This is a genomic window from Oribacterium sp. oral taxon 108 str. F0425 (assembly GCF_000214455.1).
Classification (GTDB): domain Bacteria; phylum Bacillota; class Clostridia; order Lachnospirales; family Lachnospiraceae; genus Oribacterium; species Oribacterium asaccharolyticum.
Window position 1 is genome coordinate 783,667 of record NZ_AFIH01000001.1, and the last position, 21,013, is coordinate 804,679.

24 protein-coding genes are annotated in these 21,013 nt (G+C 41.4%); 15 read left to right on the forward strand and 9 right to left on the reverse strand.

Annotation, left to right across the window (positions count from 1 at the left end):
- Positions 1 to 89: 89 nt before the first annotated feature.
- Entirely contained in the window at positions 90 to 425 is a 336-nt protein-coding gene (locus HMPREF9124_RS03840) for a helix-turn-helix domain-containing protein (protein WP_009429856.1), read from the reverse strand.
- On the reverse strand, positions 418 to 768 hold the full coding sequence (locus HMPREF9124_RS03845) for a type II toxin-antitoxin system RelE/ParE family toxin (RefSeq protein ID WP_009429190.1): 351 nt from the start codon (positions 766 to 768) through the stop codon (positions 418 to 420). The genes HMPREF9124_RS03840 and HMPREF9124_RS03845 overlap by 8 nt, the downstream gene beginning before the upstream one ends.
- 429 nt (positions 769 to 1,197) lie before the next feature.
- Here HMPREF9124_RS03845 and HMPREF9124_RS03850 point away from each other — a divergent pair, with 429 nt between their 5' ends.
- The 9 genes from HMPREF9124_RS03850 (at position 1,198) to HMPREF9124_RS12200 (ending at position 10,263) form a co-directional block, all read left to right on the forward strand.
- Complete coding sequence (locus HMPREF9124_RS03850) at positions 1,198 to 2,502, forward strand: enhanced serine sensitivity protein SseB C-terminal domain-containing protein (RefSeq protein WP_009429093.1); 1,305 nt, start codon at positions 1,198 to 1,200, stop codon at positions 2,500 to 2,502.
- Positions 2,503 to 2,661: 159 nt separating this feature from the next.
- The gene (locus HMPREF9124_RS03855; RefSeq protein ID WP_009428532.1) at positions 2,662 to 3,747 is read left to right on the forward strand and encodes a PTS transporter subunit IIC; all 1,086 of its coding nucleotides are present in this window, start codon (positions 2,662 to 2,664) and stop codon (positions 3,745 to 3,747) included.
- A 144-nt stretch (positions 3,748 to 3,891) separates the two neighbouring features.
- Complete coding sequence (locus HMPREF9124_RS03860) at positions 3,892 to 4,527, forward strand: methylated-DNA--[protein]-cysteine S-methyltransferase (protein WP_009428089.1); 636 nt, start codon at positions 3,892 to 3,894, stop codon at positions 4,525 to 4,527.
- Positions 4,528 to 4,603: 76 nt separating this feature from the next.
- Positions 4,604 to 5,860 carry a DNA polymerase IV gene (dinB, locus tag HMPREF9124_RS03865; protein ID WP_009429818.1) on the forward strand — a complete coding sequence of 419 codons (1,257 nt, stop codon included), beginning with the start codon at positions 4,604 to 4,606 and terminating at the stop codon, positions 5,858 to 5,860.
- 121 nt (positions 5,861 to 5,981) lie between these two features.
- A complete protein-coding gene (locus HMPREF9124_RS03870) occupies positions 5,982 to 6,287 on the forward strand; it encodes a HigA family addiction module antitoxin (RefSeq protein ID WP_009429281.1) in 306 nt (101 codons plus the stop codon).
- A gap of 11 nt (positions 6,288 to 6,298) precedes the next feature.
- Entirely contained in the window at positions 6,299 to 6,871 is a 573-nt protein-coding gene (locus HMPREF9124_RS03875; RefSeq protein WP_009428507.1) for an HD domain-containing protein, read from the forward strand.
- Between the two features lie 299 nt (positions 6,872 to 7,170).
- The gene (locus HMPREF9124_RS03880) at positions 7,171 to 8,796 is read left to right on the forward strand and encodes a malolactic enzyme (RefSeq protein WP_009427866.1); all 1,626 of its coding nucleotides are present in this window, start codon (positions 7,171 to 7,173) and stop codon (positions 8,794 to 8,796) included.
- 11 nt (positions 8,797 to 8,807) lie between these two features.
- Complete coding sequence (locus HMPREF9124_RS03885; RefSeq protein WP_009428390.1) at positions 8,808 to 9,755, forward strand: AEC family transporter; 948 nt, start codon at positions 8,808 to 8,810, stop codon at positions 9,753 to 9,755.
- A 241-nt stretch (positions 9,756 to 9,996) separates the two neighbouring features.
- Positions 9,997 to 10,263: a hypothetical protein gene (locus HMPREF9124_RS12200; RefSeq protein ID WP_009428194.1), complete on the forward strand. Its 267-nt coding sequence runs from the start codon at positions 9,997 to 9,999 to the stop codon at positions 10,261 to 10,263.
- A gap of 46 nt (positions 10,264 to 10,309) precedes the next feature.
- On the opposite strand, the gene HMPREF9124_RS03895 is transcribed toward HMPREF9124_RS12200, so the two are convergent.
- The 4 genes from HMPREF9124_RS03895 to HMPREF9124_RS12475 form a co-directional block, all read right to left on the reverse strand.
- Positions 10,310 to 10,579 (reverse strand): type II toxin-antitoxin system YafQ family toxin, encoded by a 270-nt coding sequence (locus tag HMPREF9124_RS03895; protein WP_009429737.1) that lies wholly within the window; start codon positions 10,577 to 10,579, stop codon positions 10,310 to 10,312.
- A complete protein-coding gene (locus HMPREF9124_RS03900; protein ID WP_009429361.1) occupies positions 10,576 to 10,848 on the reverse strand; it encodes a type II toxin-antitoxin system RelB/DinJ family antitoxin in 273 nt (90 codons plus the stop codon). The genes HMPREF9124_RS03895 and HMPREF9124_RS03900 overlap by 4 nt, the downstream gene beginning before the upstream one ends.
- Before the next feature lie 172 nt (positions 10,849 to 11,020).
- Positions 11,021 to 11,167, reverse strand: coding sequence for a hypothetical protein (locus HMPREF9124_RS03905; protein WP_009428337.1), 147 nt, complete (start codon positions 11,165 to 11,167; stop codon positions 11,021 to 11,023).
- A gap of 36 nt (positions 11,168 to 11,203) precedes the next feature.
- Positions 11,204 to 11,338, reverse strand: coding sequence for a hypothetical protein (locus tag HMPREF9124_RS12475; protein WP_255348630.1), 135 nt, complete (start codon positions 11,336 to 11,338; stop codon positions 11,204 to 11,206).
- Between the two features lie 265 nt (positions 11,339 to 11,603).
- Here HMPREF9124_RS12475 and HMPREF9124_RS03910 point away from each other — a divergent pair, with 265 nt between their 5' ends.
- The 6 genes from HMPREF9124_RS03910 (at position 11,604) to HMPREF9124_RS03935 (ending at position 18,811) form a co-directional block, all read left to right on the forward strand.
- Positions 11,604 to 12,434 carry a 4Fe-4S binding protein gene (locus HMPREF9124_RS03910; RefSeq protein ID WP_009427898.1) on the forward strand — a complete coding sequence of 277 codons (831 nt, stop codon included), beginning with the start codon at positions 11,604 to 11,606 and terminating at the stop codon, positions 12,432 to 12,434.
- Positions 12,435 to 12,468: 34 nt separating this feature from the next.
- Positions 12,469 to 13,146, forward strand: coding sequence for a response regulator transcription factor (locus tag HMPREF9124_RS03915; protein ID WP_009429469.1), 678 nt, complete (start codon positions 12,469 to 12,471; stop codon positions 13,144 to 13,146).
- A 153-nt stretch (positions 13,147 to 13,299) separates the two neighbouring features.
- Positions 13,300 to 14,226, forward strand: coding sequence for a sensor histidine kinase (locus HMPREF9124_RS03920; RefSeq protein ID WP_009428959.1), 927 nt, complete (start codon positions 13,300 to 13,302; stop codon positions 14,224 to 14,226).
- 224 nt (positions 14,227 to 14,450) lie between these two features.
- Entirely contained in the window at positions 14,451 to 15,314 is an 864-nt protein-coding gene (locus HMPREF9124_RS03925; RefSeq protein WP_009429997.1) for an ABC transporter ATP-binding protein, read from the forward strand.
- Positions 15,315 to 15,316: 2 nt separating this feature from the next.
- Positions 15,317 to 17,332: an ABC transporter permease gene (locus tag HMPREF9124_RS03930; RefSeq protein WP_009429286.1), complete on the forward strand. Its 2,016-nt coding sequence runs from the start codon at positions 15,317 to 15,319 to the stop codon at positions 17,330 to 17,332.
- A 96-nt stretch (positions 17,333 to 17,428) separates the two neighbouring features.
- Positions 17,429 to 18,811, forward strand: a complete 1,383-nt coding sequence (locus HMPREF9124_RS03935; protein WP_009429526.1) for an erythromycin esterase family protein — start codon at positions 17,429 to 17,431, stop codon at positions 18,809 to 18,811.
- A gap of 210 nt (positions 18,812 to 19,021) precedes the next feature.
- Here the strand turns inward: HMPREF9124_RS03935 and HMPREF9124_RS12205 are convergent, their stop codons facing one another.
- Genes HMPREF9124_RS12205 through HMPREF9124_RS03945 form a run of 3 tightly spaced genes read right to left on the reverse strand, consistent with a single transcriptional unit; the run spans position 19,022 to position 21,012 of the window.
- Positions 19,022 to 19,513: a sensor histidine kinase gene (locus tag HMPREF9124_RS12205; protein ID WP_009428230.1), complete on the reverse strand. Its 492-nt coding sequence runs from the start codon at positions 19,511 to 19,513 to the stop codon at positions 19,022 to 19,024.
- Entirely contained in the window at positions 19,503 to 20,318 is an 816-nt protein-coding gene (locus HMPREF9124_RS12210) for a histidine kinase dimerization/phospho-acceptor domain-containing protein (protein WP_009428459.1), read from the reverse strand. The genes HMPREF9124_RS12205 and HMPREF9124_RS12210 overlap by 11 nt, the downstream gene beginning before the upstream one ends.
- A complete protein-coding gene (locus HMPREF9124_RS03945) occupies positions 20,302 to 21,012 on the reverse strand; it encodes a response regulator transcription factor (RefSeq protein ID WP_009428823.1) in 711 nt (236 codons plus the stop codon). Before HMPREF9124_RS03945 ends, HMPREF9124_RS12210 begins: the two co-directional genes overlap by 17 nt.
- Position 21,013 lies beyond the last annotated feature (1 nt).

Sequence of the window (21,013 nt, forward strand, 5' to 3'; positions counted from 1 at the left end):
TATACATCTTTTCGTGAAATTATGCTATTCTTCGCCGCATAGTATAGACCTCTTGAAGAAAGAAGGGTGTGATTTTCTTGTGAAAAATATCAGATGGAGGAAGCCTTGGAAATAAAAGGATATTTTTCTGTGAGCTCGTTATCCAGTTCCATCATATGAAGGAGTCTGCTGGCTGAACCGGAAGGGTGGTTGGTACCTGCTTCCCAAGCTTCTACAGTTTTAATGGAGACGCCCATATAACTTGCAAAGTATTTTTGGGACAGGCCGGTTGAATTTCTGATTTTTTTTATATCATTCGCTCCATATATTTTAAGTGGAATAACGGTGACCTGCTGTCTTTTTAACGAGGGAGTCTCTTTTTTTGCATCTTCCAGTGCTTCATTTAGTCCGGATAAAATGCTGTCGAATACTGTTTTTTTACTCATTGTGTGCCTCCTCCAAGGTCTTTTTTAGCGTATCAATCATCTTTTTGATTTGATTTCGTTCTGCGTTGGAAAGATTGTCTTTTTCTTTCTTTCCGTATACGGTAATCAGATATACCGTCTCAACCAAAATAAAATCCACGAAGCAAACTCTGGCTCCTCCACTTTTCCCTTTTTTATCCAAAGAAATTCTGGCTTTTCGAAGCCCACCGGTTCCTTTCATGATAGGATATTTTTCCGGATGTTCTAGAATGCTAAGTTCCAATAAGCGTAGGTCTTCATCATCAAAGCCCAATATATCCCAATTTTTGGAAAACTCATTGGTTTGAATAAATGTTCTTGTCATAGTCTTGTCTCCTGATATGATACACCCTATTTAATAGGGTGTCAAAGAAAATGGAACTGATTTTGCTAAGGGAAAAAAGGAGAATGAATTAAAATAAAAGAAGAGTATTGTGATAATGCATGAATCTATACAAAATATTAGGATACGTGACGATAGCCTTAGAAGAGTTATAGAAGATAAGTAGAAGAGTTATAGAAGATAAATAAGTGTATGGAATACAGTGGAATAATAAGATAAAATACTTGAGTAGGTTTACTTTTTAGAAACTTTATAGAATTGCTTTTTATGTTTTTGAGATTGGTGAGAGTGCTATAGGTTCAAATCTTTTTCAACAGAAATAATATGTTGACAGTATAACACAAAATGAACAAGGGCAAAGGAAATTTCGTAGATCTTTAGTCTGAAATTATGCAGTTTCGGGAGGACAGAATGTTAGAAGGATTAAAGAAGTTTTTTACTAAGAAAGAGGAGTCTAAATCTGAAAATCAAAGTAATAGTGGGAATGGAGTCGATTCCGAGAAGCATAGCAATGACAATGTAGAGCAGCAAGAAAACCATAACAGAGCTGAGCGAACCCGATTTACTCTGATGGTAGAAAGCTATGTAGTTGTAGAGGGAAAGCACTTTTCTGTAGAAGGCCAACTCTTTGGAAATGCTAAAGAAGGGGAGAAGGTTTGTGCTCTGCATCGTGATGGAACGATTTCTCATCTAACGATAATGAAGATAGAGAAAGGTTGTGCATTAGTTGCCAAGTCAGACAAAGAGGAACAAGAGAAAACACTAGAAACACCGGAAACACAAGGGCAGAGAAGGGTAAAGCTCTTCTTCGCTCGAAAAGATATTCTTTCTCCGGACTGGAAATATGCTGTAATCACGGATATTCCCTATCAGATTGAAGCGAATGTAAACCAAGCGGTGGAGAATCCCTATCTTTTAGGCTTAAGTCGCGTGTTTTTTGAAAAACAAGGAGAGGGTGAGTTTCTGAATCTCTTTTTTAGAGAGCTGGTACGAAGTCATTACTTGGTGGCGATAGAGACAGACGGAAGCCTGCCAATGGGAGAAAAGGATGGCTCTGTAACTCTAAAGGCGGGGATGAAGCTCACCATCCCTCATGTAACGATGGATCGGGGAGAATCGGCCCTTCCGGTGTTTACGGATTGGTTTGCACTAGGCGCCATGGATCAGCAAATGGGGGCTATGAATCAGCAGATGGAGGCAGGATGGAAAAGAGAAACCATGATTGCCGGTTTTCCTCAAATTGTTTCCATGCTTACTAAGGGAGAGGGATTTGTGATCAATCCCTATGGACCGCAGCTCTTCTATGTAAGCCCGGAGCTTATCCATAATCTGATGAGGTCCCCGGGATACCAAAGTGAATTTGGGGAAGCGAAAGTACAGTCTATGGAAGTGGAAAAAGACACAGAGGTTTTACTGGGATATCCAAAGGAGAATGAAGAAGTGGAAGCCTTGCATAGGAGACTTATATCCTTTGCAAAGACACATTCCGAGATTGCAATGCTGGATATGCTTTTAAAAAGGGATGAAAGCGGAACGACTTCTTATCTGATTATTGTGGACATGCCGGAGGAGCATTGTCATGAATGCTTTAAGGAAATCTATGAAAGCTGTCGGGATCTTTTGCATCGAGTTCCCTATATGGATTTTGTGACCTTGCAGAGAGGAGATTTTGCAAAGGGGGCAAGGACTGAGGAACCGCTTTATGTAAGGGAATAACTGTATTTTTTTGAAAAACAGTTAAAATAGTATAGGCTTAAAAATCGCTTATAAAGGAAAGTTAGAATCGGATAGCTAGAATAGGAAAGCCGGAATTGAAAAGCTAGAATCGAAGAGCTAAACATCGGATAACCCGAACAGAAAGGCAGGAGGAAGAAAATGCAGGCATTTTTAAAGAGAAAAAATATTGAAATTTCACTGAAACGCTACGGGATAGATGCCTTATCCGCTATGGCACAGGGGCTTTTTTGCTCCCTTTTAATCGGCACTATTTTAAATACGATAGGGCAACGACTGGGAGTTTCCGTCTTAACCCGAGTAGTGGCTACTATCGGCGGTGTGGATTACACCGTGGGCGCCATGGCTTCCGCAATGAGCGGGCCGGCTATGGCTACGGCTATTGCCTATGCTTTGCAAGCGCCTCCCTTGGTTCTGTTCTCCTTAATTACCGTGGGTTTTGCTTCCAATGCTTTGGGAGGAGCCGGAGGACCGCTTGCAGTCCTGTTTGTGGCCATTCTTTCTACAGAAATCGGTAAGGCGGTTTCTAAAGAAACGAAGGTAGATATTCTGGTGACTCCTCTTGTGACGATAGGCTCCGGCATGCTTTTCTCCGCTCTTTTGGCACCGCTTATCGGTAAAGCGGCTATACAGGTAGGAAGCCTCATCATGTGGGCGACGGAACTGCAGCCCTTCTTTATGGGAATCCTGGTTTCGGCTCTCGTGGGCATTGCCCTCACCCTTCCGATTTCCTCTGCAGCCATTTGTGCGGCTCTTGGGCTAACCGGCCTTGCAGGAGGAGCGGCTGTGGCAGGTTGCTGCGCGCAGATGGTGGGTTTTGCGGTAATTTCTTTTCAGGAAAATGGAGTATCCGGGCTTGTTTCTCAAGGCTTGGGAACTTCCATGTTGCAGATGGGAAATATCGTAAAAAATCCGAGGATTTGGATTCCCGCGACCTTTGCATCCGTGATTACAGGACCCTTGGCGACCTGCATTTTCCATTTTGAAAATAATGGACCTGCGGTGACTTCCGGTATGGGAACATGTGGACTCGTAGGCCCGATTGGTGTATATACCGGATGGCTAAAGACGGTAGAGGAGGGCGGTAAGTCCGCTGTAACAGCGATGGACTGGATTTCCTTACTGCTTCTCTGCTTTATTCTTCCGGCTATTTTATCCTTACTTTGTTCCGCCTTTTGCCGGAAAATGGGCTGGATTAAAGAGGGGGATATGAAATTGGCTTCTTAAGAAAGTCCTGAGTGGAGGAAACGATTTCTATGCAGGACTATTCAAAAAGAGAAATCGGATGAATCGTCCTCTTGAGCTGTACCACGAGAGACGAAACAGCTGACGCTGACGGAGTAGCTATAGAACAGGTAGAAGGAGAAAGCAATGAAAACGAGAGAAGATGCGATACAATTTGGTTTGTCTTTTCCGGATAGCTATATAGACAGACCTTTCCGTACGGCGGGTTGGGAGCTGATTCGTTTTCGGGAAAATAAAAAAGCCTTTTTGCTTATCTACGAAAGAAATGGTTTTGTGAACCTGAATGTGAAGGTCCATCCGGAATGGCGGGATTTTTGGAGAAGAGTTTATCCTGCGGTGCAGCCTGCGTATCACCAGAATAAAGAGCATTGGAACAGCATCATTTTAGACGGCAGTATTCCGGAGGAAGAGCTGAAAAGAATGATATCAGAAAGCTATGCTCTTATTTCCGATTCCCCCACAAAACGAATTTACGAGGCAGTGAAGAAGATTCCTAAAGGCAGGGTGGCTACCTATGCGGAAGTTGCCGAGATGGCCGGGAATAAAAAGATGTCCCGTGCCGTGGGAAATGCCCTGCATAAGAATCCGGATCCGGAGAATATTCCTTGTTTTCGGGTTGTGAATTCCAAGGGAGAATTAGCGCCTGCCTTTGCCTTTGGGGGTGAAGATGAACAGAGAAAACGCCTTGAAGAAGACGGGGTGGAAGTAAAGGGCGGAAAAGTGGATTTGAAGAAGTTTGGCATAGGAAAAGATAAAGTGTAAATAAAGATAGAAACGAAAACAGAGAAGTAGATGGAGTAAAGTATCCTTTTTCAGTAGAAGGAAAGATATATCGGAAATGCAGGAATTATCACAAACTGAGTATCAGGAAAATCAAATCATCCTTCATGTGGATATGGACGCCTTTTACGCCTCCGTGGAAATGCGGGACAATCCGGCTTTGAAAGATAAGCCATTGATTATCGGGGCAAAGCCAACGGAGCGGGGCGTAGTGGCAACCTGCAACTATGAAGCGAGAAAATATGGCGTTCGTTCCGCCATGAACAGTAAGGAAGCCTTTCGGCTTTGCCCGAAGGCTGTTTTTCTGTACCCGGATTTTGAAAAATATAAGGCGGTGTCAGAGGAACTCCATGAGATTCTGGAAAGCTATACGAAGCAGGCGGAATATATTGCTCTGGATGAAGGCTATCTGGATTTAACGGAAGTCGCCAAGGATTTTTCTGAAGCGGAAAGAATCGGGCGGGAAATCCAAAGTCGGGTAAAGGATGAACTGCATCTTACTTGCTCTGTGGGCATTGCTTATGGAAAAACGGCGGCAAAGACCGCCAGCGAAGAGAAAAAACCCAACGGCTTCTTTATGATTCAAAGAAGAGAAGACTATGTAGAGCTTTTGCGAGACAGAGACGTACGGGCACTTTTTACGGTAGGAGAGAAAACAGCGGAAAAGCTCTATTCCTTTGGGATTTATACCGTGAAAGATTTACAGGAAAAAGAAAAGGAAGTGCTTCGCCTTCTAGGGAATCAGGGGAAAATGCTCTTGGAGCTTTCCTACGGTATCGACCATCGCAAGGTAGTGCCCTATCGTCCGGAGGACACCCAAAGCATCAGTAAAGAAATGACTTTTCAGGAGGATTTAACAGACTATTCCTTTTTGGATGATGTTTTGTTTCTTTTATCCTTTCGAGTAGAGAGTAGGGCGAAGCGCTACGGGCTCTATGCAAGAGGCGTTTCTTTGAAAATCACTTTTGCAGATATGAAAACCATTACCCGCTCCGCTCTCATTTCGGAAAGTACCCAAAGCGCATTTTCCTTATATAAAAATGCCTCTGCTCTCTTGCAGCAGATTCCGAGGCGCAGAGTTCGGTTAATCGGGGAAGGCTTTTACCATTTGGAGGAAAATGAAGGAAGACAGCTTAGCTTTGCCGACATTTTCATGGAAGAAAAAGAAAGAGAAGAAAAGGAAATGGAAGAGCGCTGGAAGCAAATGGAGACTCGTTACGGCACCATGTTTCAGGATAGAAAAAGCACGATTCTTTCCGGAGACAGGGTGTATGATTTGATTGAGGAGATGCGAAAGTTTGGAGTAAAAGATTGACATTTGTAACGCGGGAGGTTACGTTAAAACCCAGGTGGAGAGTGACATTTTACTTTGAAGGGCAGGATGCCTATTTAGTGGATTATCAAGATTATCATTGAGTGAAGTAAGGAGACCAACTATGAAGAGAAAACCTACACATCCGGGAAATGTATTTCTTGAGGATGTTCTGAAACCATTAAATCTATCTATTACAGAAGCTGCAAGAATGTTGGGAATAAGCAGAAAGGCACTTTCCGAGTTTGTACATGAGAAGGTCTCTATGAGTCCGGAAATGGCGATTCGTATTAGTAGAGCCACCGGAACTTCCGTTGAAAGTTGGATGAATATGCAGCAAAAGCTTACCATCTGGGAGGTAGAGCGGAATATCGTTAATAATGTTATTGCATTTCCTGGCTTACCTAGGGAGAATACGGTGGCGTTATAGAGGGCAAGTGTATGGAAGAAAGTAGAATTGAAAGGGCGACAGACTATATCACAAAGCTTTTTCAGGGAAACGGAGATGGGCACGACCTGGCCCATAGTTTGCGAGTATACAAAAATGCTTTGATGATTGCCGAAATGGAAGGACAGGGAGAAGAGGAAATTATTGCGCTTTCTGCCCTTCTGCATGACTGCGATGATCATAAGCTTTTCCATACGGAAAATAATGCCAATGCCAGAAGATTTTTGGAGCAGGAGGGACTTTCTGAAGAGAGAATTGAGGCAATTTGTAGGAATATCAATTCCGTTTCTTTCAGTAAAAACAGAGGGAAAGTGCCGGAAAGTATAGAGGGAAAAATTGTGCAGGATGCAGACCGACTGGAAGCGATAGGTGCTATTGGGATTGCCCGTTGTTTTCAATTTGGTGGAAGCCACGGTAGAAGCTTGGAGAATTCCATCGAGCATTTTTATGAAAAGCTTTTACTCATTTCCAAGGAATTAAATACCCCTGCAGCAAGGAAAATGGCGGAGAAAAGAGATAAGCTGATGCAGGATTTTCTGAAGGAGTGGGGAGAAGAAATGAATTAAATATTTGCTTGTCTTCTTAGAGTGAAATTTTAGTTGGCAAAAAAATACTAAGGTCAGGAGCTGTATGATAGAGCTGCCAACGATTATTTGACAGTAATGAAACTTCACTGCATAGAAACAAATGTTTAGTCTTGCTACTTTGTAATTGTGTTCATTCTGTTAAGTGTGTAGATTCTGTTAATTCTATTTATGCTGTATTGAAATTTAATTATACCGATGTTAGTCTGTATGTACATCGGATGGTTGGATCATCTTCACAGGGCAATTTGCCCTTTTCCTTAATGAACAGGAGGAATCTTATGAAAGCACATGAAATTCTGAACAATCCCTTTTTAAACAAGGGGACGGCATTTACCATGGAGGAACGTGAGAAATTGGGACTGATCGGACTTTTGCCTCCCCACGTGCAGACCATTGAAGAGCAGGCGGCACAGACCTATGCTCAGATGGAAAAGAAGGAAAATGACCTGGAAAAGCGTCTCTTCCTCATGCAGATTTTCAACACCAATCGTACTCTTTTCTACTATCTTTTTTCCAAGCATTTGGCAGAATTTAATCCTATTGTTTATGATCCCACGGTTTCGTTAACCATTGAGGGCTATAGTGATCTTTTCGTGGATCCTCAGTATGCGGCTTATCTGGACATTAACCATCCGGAAAATATTGAAAAGACCTTGAAAAACGCCGCAGGAGACAGGGAAATCCGTCTCATTGTGGTAACCGATGCGGAAGCTATTCTCGGAATAGGGGACTGGGGCACCAATGGTGTGGATATTTCCGTAGGAAAGCTGATGGTATACAGCGGTGCCGCAGGAATTGATCCGGCCTGTGTTCTCCCCTTGGTTATCGATGCCGGTACCAACAGGGAGGAACTACGAAACAATCCCAACTACTTGGGAAATCGTCACGAGCGTGTCAGAGGAGATCGTTACTATGACTTTATCGACCAATTTGTAGAGACTGCTGAGCGTCTTTTTCCTAAACTCTATCTTCACTGGGAGGACTTCGGCCGTGGAAACGCTGCGAATATTCTGGAAAAATATCGTACCAAGATCCCAACTTTTAATGATGATATTCAAGGAACAGGAATCGTAACCTTAGGCGGAGTATTTGGGGCAATGGCCATCAGCGGACAGAAGCTTAGGGATCAGGTTTATCTTTGTTTTGGTGGGGGTACGGCAGGAGCCGGTATTGCCTCCCGCGTACACAGAGAAATGATGAGAGAGGGCTTATCCGAGGAAGAGGCTTACAAGCGTTTCTTCATGGTGGATAAGCAGGGATTACTCTTTGATGATATGGAGGATTTAACACCCCAGCAGAAACCCTTTGCGAAAAAACGTTCCGACTTTCCAAATGCAGACAAGTTAACGGACTTGGCTGAGGTAGTAAGAACGGTAAAGGCGACGATTCTTGTAGGTACCTCTACACAGCCAAATACCTTTACCAAGGAAGTTGTGGAAGCGATGTGTCAGAATACTGCGCGCCCCTGCATTTTCCCCTTGTCCAATCCGACAGAACTGGCAGAGGCAACGGCGGAAGACCTGATTACCTGGTCAGACGGAAAGGCCTTCGTAGCAACCGGTATTCCGGCAGACCCTGTTTCTTATAAGGGTGTGGAGTATATCATTGGGCAGGCAAATAACGCCCTGATTTATCCCGGACTGGGTCTTGGGATGCTGGCTTCGGAAGCAAGTCTCTTAACCGATGAAATGATTGCGGCAGCAGCAGATTCCTTGTCCGGTATTACCGATATCACAAAGCCCGGTGCACCGGTGCTTCCTCCTTTTAAGTATGTGGGCGAGGTTTCCATTAAGGTAGCGGAAGCGGTAGCAAAGAAGGCAAAGGAGCAGGGACTTGCTCGTGCAAAAGAGCAGGATATGGAAAAGGCGGTAAAGGACTTAAAGTGGTATCCGGAATATAAATAAAGGAGGAGATAATGACGGTATTTCTCACCTCGATACAAAGTATTATTCCGATTATCGTGATTATCGTTCTCGGCTACATTTTGCAGCTAAAAGGCTGGTTTTCGGAGAGCTTCGGACCCAATCTGTCCCGGCTTATTATGAATGTAGCTTTACCGGTTTCCATTTTTGTCTCGGTATTAAAGTATCTTACCGTAGATAAGCTCATCAGCCTTTCGGGAGGCTTGCTTTACACCTTTGGAGCCTTTGCTTTAACCTATATTTTCGGCTTTTTGGCGGTAAAGCTATGCGGAGTTCGTGCCGGAAGACGGGGAACCATGATGAATACCTTTGTGAATGCCAACACCATTTTCATTGGGCTTCCCTTAAATGTTGCTCTTTTTGGGGAAGAGGCTCTACCCTATTTCCTGATTTATTATATTACCAATACGATTTCCACCTGGACCTTGGGCGTTTATATCATGACCTCGGACAGTGTGGGAGGGAAAAAGAAAGAGGGGACAAAGTTTGACTGGAAGAAGCTTTTACCGGCTCCTCTTGTAGGCTTTCTGATCGCTTTGGTATTTTTACTTTTAGGAATTTCAGTGCCCGCATTTGCTGAAAATACCTTGACCTATATCGGGAATATTGTAACACCCTTGTCTTTGATTTACATTGGAATTATTCTTGCAAAGGCGGGGCTTCGGAGCATTCACTTAGATAAAGACACTGTAGTTGCGGTGGTGGGGCGTTTTATTCTTGCCCCCGCCATCATGTATGCTTTACTTTTCTTTACAGGAAGAGGACTGCCAACAAAGGAATTCAATACCTTTGTGATTCAGTCGGCTACACCGGCTCTTGCGGTTCTGCCCATTTTGGCCAGCCAAGGAGACGGAGATGTAGAGTTTTCCACCAATGTGGTGACCATCAGTACCGTGCTTTTTATTCTCGTTGTGCCGATTCTTATGACTTTGTTGGGCTAAGCGTTTCAATCATACATTGAGAAGCTGAGGATTTTTAGTTTGGAAAAGCCTATATAGGAGGCAGTAAAAAAGGGCGGTTTCCGCTCTTTTTTTGTGTTTGTGTTCCTGAGCAAGAACTTGAAAATATTGAAGTATAAACATAGAATTTTTTCGTATGAGAAATCCTGTTAAAAGGATGAACGTAAATATATACATAGGTATACACATAACTATATACACATATGAGAGGAGCTTTCTTTGCTTGGAGGAAAATGAAGGAAGACAGCTTAGCTTTTCCGACGTTTGCATGGAAGAAAAAGAACGGGAAGAAAGAGAGTTGGAAGAGCGCTGGAGGCAAATGGAAGATCGTTACGGAACTTTGTTTCAGGATCGAAAGACAATGATTCTTTCCGCCCTCCTACATGATCGCGATGATCATAAGCTTTTTCATACGGAAAATAATGCCAATGCCAGAAGCTTATTGCAAGAGGAAGGGCTTTCCGAAGGGGGAATTGAGGAAATGAATTAAACATTGAAACTGTAAAATAGTTTAATTTTCCAGCTCATTTCTTAAATTATTCCGAGTGAGTTCCAAGACGGTAGAGTATGAGGACAAGAACGTCATTTTGAATTTCGTATACTAACAACCAATCCGGTTCAATATGACATTCTCTTGTACCCTTATACTTACCGGATAGGTCATGGTCTCGATATTTTGCCTCTAATATGCCGCCTTCTGCTAGAATATTTACTACATCGAAGAGTTTATTTAAATCTTTATTCTGTTTTTTAGCGAGTTTAAAATCTTTCTTAAACTGGTTGGTGAACTTGACTTCGTATTTCATACTTCCAAAGCCGCCTTGAGATCATCCATGGTTTTATAGGATTTTACGCTACTATCTAAGGCAATACGGCGTCCTTCCTCGATAGCAGTAGCCGTCTCTTCATTTGGAGTATCCAGTTTTAAAGAAAAGGGAATCCCGTTTTCGCGGATAGTTGTTCTAAGAAATATATTGATGGCGGTAGTCATATTCAGTCCCAGCTTGGAAAATATTTGATCCGCCTGCTCTTTAATATCCTTATCGGTTCTGATGTTTAAATTTGTTGTTGCCATGCAAAGTACCTCCAATCAGATATTTCTAAATTGCTTTTTCGCTTATTGACTTTATGATAGGATACATCAAAATTCGTTTGTTATCAATACATTGTCATTATAAAACGAAGTAACCAGTTCATCTAAGTTTCTTCAACCATAAAGAATAGGAAGTATATAGATTATTTTTCGTTTACTTCAGTAAGAATTTCTCCTTTAATTTGCACATGGTCTCGGCTCCCTCTTCGGTATTTCCCTCTTTTAGATCCTTTAGCCCCTCTATAACCGCTATTGCTTCATACATCTTTTGTATGGTTTTCTCATAATATTCAATATTCATAAGCACAAGCCCCCGTAAATGTTTTGCAATTCGCCCCTATTTCTTTCTTACTTTCCGAATTGTGTTAATTCCGTCTTCATGAAATCTGCACTTTTTTGCAGACTCTTTATAGGATTTTTGTCCACCCAGTTTCTCCTTTAGGGCGGGAACATCCACTCCGGCATCAGCCATCCAGTAACTATCCAATTCAAAGTTTACATAGCGGGGATCGGTTTCTTCTACAAAATGTCATTCTATAGCGGAACTATTATAAGTTGCCTTTCATTAAATTACAATTGCGCGGCAGAACTTGAAAATAAGAAACGATAAGCATACAATTTACTGAGACAAACTTTTGGCAATATATTTTGTCCTATAACTCAGAGTAGTCCTATAGCCCGATTTTACCCTCTAGGACGAAAAAAGAAAATGGATTTACACGGGAGAGGAGCTTTCTTTGCGCGATTTCTTGAAAAAATATGCTTTGGTACTTCTGATTGGAGGCGTTTTTGAAGCAGTGGCGGTGAGTCTTTGGCTTACGAAGCAGAATCTTTTTTATCTTTTCAACTTTAGCTATATCGGAATCTCACTATCTTTGGGGATTTTTCTGCTCGGAAGAAAATATCCCTATGCCCGCCGTATTGTACAGCTTCTGGTTGGACTCTATATGCTTGTTTATTTAGGGCTTATCAACCGGGAAAATATGCAAATTGAGGGCTTTTGGTACTATTTATTTACTGGCGTATTCGAGGCGGCAACCATTCATTACGCGGTGGCGAAAATCTTCGGGCCGCTGATTTTTGGAAGAGGCTTCTGCGGTTATGCCTGCTGGACTGCCATGGTTTTGGATTTTTTGCCCTATAAGACAAGAGAACTTCCAAGAAAAAACTTTGGATGGATTCGTTATCTGACTTTTGCCTTGTCTTTCCTCTTTGTTTCCACTTTGTTTCTTTTGAAGGTAGGAAACTTGGAAAGGATTATGTTTTGGGCTTTCCTTATCGGAAATCTCGCTTATTATCTTGTAGGGATAGCGCTGGCTTTTCTTTTCAAGGATAATCGGGCTTTTTGTAAATATATCTGTCCGGTTACCGTATTCCTAAAGCCTATGAGTTATTTTTCACTGGTGCGGATTCGTTGCGATAAGACGAAATGCATTTCCTGCGGAAAATGCAAGAAGGTCTGTCCCATGGATGTGGAAATGACGGATAATTCCAGGAAGAGAAAAAACGGGACGGACTGCATCCTTTGCATGGAATGTGTAAAGGTCTGCCCGAAGAGGGCGCTGTAAGGGAAAAAAGGATAGATTAGGTGAGGCCGGAAATATGAAGATTTTTATAGTAGAAGATGAAGAGAATATTGTAAGGCTGTTAAAGGATGAACTTATGCAGTGGGGCTATACGGTAGAATCCGTAAAGGATTTTCAAAGAGTGAGCGATGAAGTGGAAGAAGGAAATCCTGAACTGATTCTTATGGACATTAGCTTACCCTGTTATAACGGATTTTATTGGACGGAAAAAATCCGTAAGTTTTCCCATGTCCCCATCCTCTTTCTTTCGTCCCACAGCGAGTCCATGGACATGGTGCAGGCCATGCAATTCGGGGCGGATGATTATATCGTGAAGCCCATTGATTTATATGTGACAAGGGCGAAGATACAGGCGTTGCTTCGAAGAACCTACGAATACACCGCGGTGCAGGACAAGCTTTCTTTTCAGGGATTGCAGCTGGACTTAGCGAAGGCGGTTCTTCAGGGAGAAGGATTCAACATTGATTTAACAAAGACGGAACTGCTTATCTTGGAGTGCTTATTCTTAGCCAAGGGCGGAATTTCAAAAAGAGAGGAAATTATGAACCATTGTTGGCAGGGAGAGGACTTTCTGGATGACAACACCCTATCCGTTAATATCACAAGGCTTCGAAAGAAGCTTTCTGCCGTAGGCTTAGAGGATTTGATTCAAACCAAGAAAGGGATTGGGTATTTTTTAGCGTTAGAAAAGTAATGATATAGAAAAAGTGTTGTAGTACAAGAAAACGCTATTTACGAAAGTACTATAAAATATGCTGTTATATAGAAAAATCGCTATTCAGAAATACCACTACTTTGAAAAGTTACCATTGGAAAAGAAACTATAAAAAGGAGACAGCAAAACATTATGCAAATCAAAAAGCAGATTCAAGCTTATCTTCAAACGAAATATGAGCTCTTCGGTTTTTTCCTGCTTTTGCTGTCCATTTTTGGAGGAATTTTTTTCTTTGGGCATTTGCCTTGGAATTACTTTGTTTTAGGGGCGGAGCTAAGCAGCTTTTTGCTCTTTATTTATCTGATCCTTGGTTACTTTTCCTTTGTCCGGAAGGAAAGTCTGGAAAAAGCTTTGGAACGGCTGGAAAGGGAGAAAAAGGAAGAAGAACGCAGGAGGATAGAGGAAAAGAGGGAGCTTTCCGAGTATTTTCTTCTCTGGGTGCATCAGATTAAAACACCGATTACCGTGTCCAAGCTCCTTCTTCGAAAAACGGATAGTGAGCATAAAAAGAAGCTCGAAGAGCAAATGTTTTATATTGAAGAGTACAGCAACATGGCGATGAATTATTTGAAAATGCAGAACCGTTCCGCCGATATGGATATTCATCCGGTGGATTTGGAAGCCTGTTTAAAACGTTTGTTTAAAAAGTACGCTCCCATTTTTATTGAAAAACAACTTTCCCTTCATTATGAGGGGTTCTGCACGGATGGCAGCGGAGAAAAGGCGGAAGTGATTAGTGATGAAAAATGGCTTTCGATTCTCTTAGAGCAGCTTCTTTCCAATGCTCTAAAGTACACGAAAGAAGGCAGTATCACCTTCTCTTTTGACCGAGAAAGTTCTTATCTTCGGATACAGGATACGGGAATCGGGATTCCTTCCTCCGACTTAAAGAAGATTTTTGACTTGGGCTATTCCGGCTTTAATGGAAGAGCCACGGAGAAGTCCAGTGGTCTGGGACTCTATATGGTGCAAAAGATTGCCGGTTTTTTACAGATTAGCGTATCGGTGGAATCTACCGTGGCAGTGGGAAGCTGCTTCACGTTGCGTTTTCCAAGCTGATGATAGGAATGTACTTTTTCTATCTTTAATGGAGAGGCTAGAACTCACTATTCTTTGCCAATTAAAAGCCGTTTCCTCTTTCAATCTTACAATTCTGTAAGTTTCCCACCTTTTTTGTCATTTTAAATAAAGGCAAAATTAGGATATTCGTTTTATACTTCTTCTTGTTTCAAGGCTTTTTGAAAAGGAAAGGAAGCTAGGCAGTAGAAGGGAGTTTAAAACGAATGTCCATTTTAGAATGTAAAAATATCAAGAAAGTCTATCAGACCAAGAATCTTAGCACGGAAGCTCTTCGGGATGTGAATTTCTCCGTGGAAAAGGGGGAGTTTATCTCGATTATGGGAGAGTCCGGTGCAGGAAAGACTACCCTCTTAAATATCCTTGCTACCTTGGACAGCCCCAGTTCCGGCGTTCTTTTATTAAACGGAAAGGACATGGGGAATCTCAAGAAAGAAGAAGTTTCCGCTTTTCGAAGAAGAGAGCTCGGATTTGTCTTTCAGGACTTTAATCTTTTGGATCAGTTCAATAACCGGGATAATATTTTCCTTCCTCTTGTTTTATCGGAAGAGAAAGAAAGCCTGATGCAGGAGCGCTTAGCGAAAATGCAGGGGATTCTGGGCATAGAGGAACTCTTAGAGAAATATCCCTATGAGGTGTCCGGCGGACAAAAACAGCGTATCGCCATTGCCAGAGCCATCATCACGAACCCCTCTCTCCTTCTTGCGGATGAGCCTACAGGCGCTTTGGATTCCGCCTCTTCAGAGATGATTTTACAGCTCTTTCATAAGATTCATGCAGAAGGACAGACTATTTTGATGGTAACCCATTCTCTTCGGGCGGCATCTTATGCCGATAGAGTCTTATTTATCAAAGACGGTGTGGTTTTTCATGAGATTTATCGGGGAAATGAGGAAGGACAGCGTGATTTTATGGAACGCATCTCCGAGGCGCAGCTTGTACTGAGCAAGCAGCAGAATGCGCTTCGCCCTGATAGTCTTTACGATAGGCAAACGGAGATGGCAACGGAGATGACAACGGAGATGGCGCCAAAAGATGCTTTCACAGAGAGAAAAGGAAGGGAGGCATAGGCATGAGTTTTTTTATGGCAAGACGCTTCGCCTTGAAAAATCTGCTGGCGAATCGGCTTTTAGAAATACCCTTTGTACTTTCTTCCGGGATTATGGGAATGCTTTTCTTTATCATGGCTTCTTTACTGGAAAATCATTACGTAGAAACCCGTCATAGGGATTTGCCCCTTTTTATCCGAGTCGGTACGATTCTTCTTTGCATTTTTACCTTTATTTTTATCCAGTATGCAGTCAATTTCATGCTGAAGAAACGAAATAAGGAATTTGCCCTTTATGGCATATTGGGCTTGGAGAAGAAGCATATCCGAAAGATTATTGCCATTGAATTTTTCTGTCTTTTTGCTTTTATCCTGGTACTGAGCATTGTGGGCGGATATCTCTTTGGGCAAATGGTCTTTCTCATGCTGAATTTCATCATGAAAGACGTGGCGGAGAGTTTGATGGACTTTCCCTTCAGCTTTACCGCTCTGTTCTATACTACGGTTTTGCTCTTTGTCCTCTATCTTTTCACCTTGCTCCGCAGTAGTTTTCGGATTTCCTTTTCTACCCCGATGGAGCTTTTACAAAAAGAACATGAGGGGGAGGGTGAACCGAAGTCGAGAGTGATTCTTTCTCTACTAGGCTTCCTGTTACTCGGTGTCGGTTACGGGATTGCGCTTTTTATCCAAGGCTTACTGTCTTCCTTTAATTACTTTTTCCTTGCAGTACTGGCAGTAATTTTTGCGACCTATCTTTTGTATATTTCCTTTTCCGTACTGCTTTTGAAAATGGAGAAAAAGCGCCCTTCTTACTACAGGCCGGAGAAGTTCTTAAGCATCAGCGGACTTCTCTATCGTATCAAGGGAAATGCGGTTTCCCTTGCGAGCATCTCCATCTTAAGTACAGGAGTGATTTTGAGCCTTGCCACCACCATTTGTATGTATGCAAATATTCAGAATAAGGGAAACAGTTTATTTTCCAGAGAATACAGTATGGAGCTTTCCCCATTTTCCTATCCGGAAAAGGAAGGGGAAGACTTGAAGCAGTCTTTAAACCAAATGGTGCTGGAAAGCGTGAATTCGCCCACCGAGGTAGAGGGTTTATATAGCATGGCAACGCTTGCTACGGGAGGGTTTGTAGAGGACGGTCAAATCCTGCCTGTCCAAAATCAAGAGAACATGGCGAATGCTAAAGACCCCAATATGATTATTCTTTATGATTTAGCCGGCTACAATGCCCGTTTTCAAAAGCACATTACTTTAGGAGAAAATGAAATCCTGCTTTGCAACAATAGAAATATGCTGAAGAATCCGAGCAGTTTGAAAATCGGAGACCGGGTGTTTCAGGTGAGCGAAATTCAGAATATCTTACCGGTGGATATGGTGGCTTTAGGAAGCTACGGTATTGTGGTGCGGGACCTTGCTACGATGCAGTATATAGAAAAATATTTACAGCCGGAGGAGCATCGCAGTGAATCCACTGCCATCGAATTTAGCACCCATTGGAATCTGAAAGGGATTTCCAAGGAGGCATATCAGCCGAAGTACACAGCTTTAAAGAAAGAGCTGAAGGCGTTTTCGGAAAAAAATTTCAAGGGAAACTATCGGTATTCGGTAGAGAATAAAGAAGAGTACCTGCAATCGCAGTATGAATTAAACGGCGGATTTTTATTCCTAGGAGTGCTGATTGGCATCATTTTCCTGACAGGCACCGTATTAATCAGCTACTACAAGCAAATCAGCGAAGGCTATGAAGACAGAGAAAAGATGCAAATCATGAAGAAGCTGGGGCTTTCCGACCGTTTGATTCAGAAGACCGGAGCGGCTCAGATTCTATGGCTGTTCTTCGGCCCCTTAGCGGTGGCTACCCTTCACTGCCTCGTAGCCTCCAAGATTGTTTTCAGGCTACTGGGACTTTTCGGAGTGGGAAGCCTGACCCTTTATGCCGGCTGTTTGTCCGCGGTACTTCTTGTCTTTGCGCTGGTTTATCTTGTGATTTTTCGGCTGACCAAGAAAGCCTATACGCGGATAGTAGAATAGGAAGATATTTTTTACAGAACGGGTGCGGATTGTGAAATGAGAAAATCCTCTTAGAGTGCGTTTGGTTTTGGAACAGGGAAAGTGAGGAAGAAAGAGATGAAAATGATAGGGAAACTTTTGAAACTTGCAGGAAAAATTGTTCTTGCGCTGCTAGCCTTTCTGTTTGTCTGTATTTTGCTTTATTTTGGAAAATTAAAGTTCGAGGAATTACAGGCTCACCGCGAAATCAAAGAAGTTCAGGCGGAAATGAAGCCCCTCTCCGCAGAGTATATACCGGAGAATATTTCTATTCTTTCTATCGGAGAGGCTGCCCATGGCTGTAAAGAAATGCAGGAGTTGAAGCTGTCTGTTTTCAAGGAAATGGTGGAGAAACAGGGCTTTACTGCATTTGCTCTGGAAGCGGATTATGGAGAATGCGCGGAAATCAACCGCTTTATTCAAGGAGGGGAAGGAAGTGCAGAGGAAATGGTACAGAAGTTCGCCTTTCCCATTTACCATACTAAAGAAATGGCAGAGCTGATTTCATGGATGCGGGAGTGGAATGAAAGTGCTCCGGAAGAGAAGAAGGTCCGTTTCTACGGCTTTGATATGCAGGATCCGGAGGGAAGCCATGCTTTTTTAAAGGAATACAGCCTGTCTCACAAGCTGACGACCGAAGAGGAGTTTGCAAAAAATCTGGACTGCATTAAGGATGAGAATTTCAGTTTAAATGAAAAGAATGCCGGAGAAGTGATTGCCTTTTTGGACAGCTTAAAGGAAAAGGCGGAGAAGAGCCCGGAAGAGGCGCAGAAGGAGACGGGAAACATAGCGAATGAGCAGGAGGCTAAAGAAAAGCAAGGCTTAGAAGACAATCAGGATAGTACAGAAAAGAAGGAGTTTCAGGAGCGGCAAGACTTTCTGATGGAGTTAAATACCGTTCGCCAAGCGGCGGAAACCTGGCTTTCCAAAGAGGATTCCTCTGTCCTTCGGGACCGGGATATGGAAGAAAATGTGAAGAAAATCCTGGAAATAGAGCAAAAAATTGGTTCCGGAAAGCTTGTTATTTCTGCGCATGACGGACATATTCAGAAGGAAAATCCGATTTATAACAGCATGGGCGTGCTTTTGACCAAGGACTTCGGGGAAGCCTATTATGCCATCGGAACGGACGTGTGGAAAGTCACAGACAATATCAAGGTGCTTGGAGAAGCTAAGAGAACAGTGCAGAGCTTTGTTTCCGTAGACCCCTTAGCTGCGCAGGCAAGATTTGCAAAGGGAAAGCAATATGCCTTGTATTTTTCAGGTATTACAGACGAGAAAAGCAAAGTCTATCAGCTGATTCATAACCCTATGAAAATGTTACAGCTGGGAGAGGGATACACTTTCGTTATGCGATTTTTCCCGAATTCTTATCGGGTGAAAAGTGAACCTGTTCAGCGCTACGACGGCATGATTTATTTATATGAGGGAAAGCCGATAGAGATTTTGGAGAAGAAGTAGTGACTGGCGAGGCAAAGTATTTCTTGTAAAATAAAAACAAGGCGGAGGCATCCTGCTAAGTAAAAATGCAATATCGTATTATGCAAAAGTATATTATTGCATAATACGATATTGCATTTTGTAAATGAACTCTAGCTGATTTAGAAGTTCTTTTCGCCCTTTTTCTTACGATATGAATACTTGGATGGTCACTTACTTTATACTTATAGCTTATTCTTTATAAAAAACCATTTTGACCTCTGCCCCGGAAATCCCTCTACCATAATTATTTAAATATAAGTTTCCATTATTTGCCATGACAATATTCTTTACTACCCATAGGCCTAACCCATGTTTATAAGACTTATCTTTTGCTTTGCCGGAAATAAATTTTTCTGTAAGTAAAGGTAATAAGTCTTTATTAAAGCCTGTTCCTTCATCTCTTACTGTCAAGATAAATTCTTCAGGTTCATCTTTAAACTCTACTGTTATTTTAGAACCTTTTTTAGAATATTCGACCGCATTGGTAACTATATTTTGCAGTGCTACAGCGACTTCCTCTTTATCTAACCTAATATTGCTGGAGTCACTTTTTATTATTTCTAAATTCAGATCATTTAACCTACATATACCGGACATTACCTCAATCCAATATAAAATCACTTCATTACTGACAACATCTTTTTTCCCTTCCATCGCATAAGAAAATTTTTTAATTTTCAATATACTTTTCCAGTCTATCAATACCATTTGAAATATCTGCAAATCTTTCGGACGATACATCCCTATGCTCTTCTTTTAATAATTCTAAATTGCCTTTAATAAGTGTTATCGGTGTTCTTATGTCGTGTGTAAGTTGTTCCACCAACTCTTTTTGCTTAACTTGCATATCCCATTGCTTACCAAGAGATTTCTTAAGATTTTCAGCTAGTACATCAACCGAAACCAGTACTCCCTCTATTTCTTTATACTTAGAATGCTCCCTCTCATAATCCAAATCCATCCGACGGATGTTATCATTCGCCATAGCAATTTTGTGGATTTCCCTTTTTAATATATTTGATGAGCGAATGAGAAGCAAAGCAAATCCCAAAAACCAAATCGTCAGTATAAAAACAATATACCCCCACTCGAAATTTTCAAAGAGTTTATAAAGCTTTTTATTGGTAAATATAACATTAACTCTGTATCTTATTACCAGTTGTCTATTTCCACTAATATAAGCCTTAAAAACATTTGATCCTATAATTTCATCACTGATGGCCCTTCCGTTTTTTATGGCCTGCTGTACTAAATCATCATATTTTTTATCAATAGTATTTTCTATTATTTTTCCATCTTTCAAATATAAAAAATCATAATAATATGGTATTTCATCCGGTGTCCAACCTTCTGTTTTAAAGCCTGCTTCTACTTTTTCCGATTGAATGTCCGCATAGTTGGCAGGATATACTACCCCGGCATTTAATAATACATTTAATCCTACATAAAATAATACAATGATAGAAAAACTATATACTAACTCCATAATTGCATATTTGCTGATTAAATATTTTAAACTTTTTTATTTCCCATTGATAACCAACTCCCCAAACCGTTTTTATAGGATTTATACAATATGGCTCAAATTTACTTCTTATTAATTTGATTCTTTCGGTAATCGTTGTAGAACTATCACCCTCCTTATCATAACCATAAATTGCCGTATAAATTTTTTCTTTAGAAAAAACTTGATTTTTATTTTTTAATAAAAATTCGCAGATTTCATATTCGCTATTTGTGAAACTGATTTCTTCATCATCAAAATAAAATTTTTTTGAAAGCAGATCGCAAGATATCGGATAATCTATAAGTTTTGAATGCTTTTCTCTATTTTCTCTTCTGATATGTGCAGCTACCCTTGCTCTAATTTCAGCAATAGAAAATGGTTTTGTTACATAATCATCTGCGCCCAATGCAAACCCTTCGACTTTATCTTTTTCGAAGTCTTTAGCGGTAAGTAAAATAATAGGAATATCTAAGACATTTCTGTATTTGATTAAAAAATCAAAACCGGACATTTCTTCCATCATGATATCTAAAATAATCAAGTCGTATTTATATAAATTACTTGGATCAACTTTGAGTGCCGAATCGCAAATAACGACATTATATTCTTTCTCAAAGGTCAACTGTAATAATTTCAGCAAATCTTTATCATCATCTATTATGAGAAGGTTCATG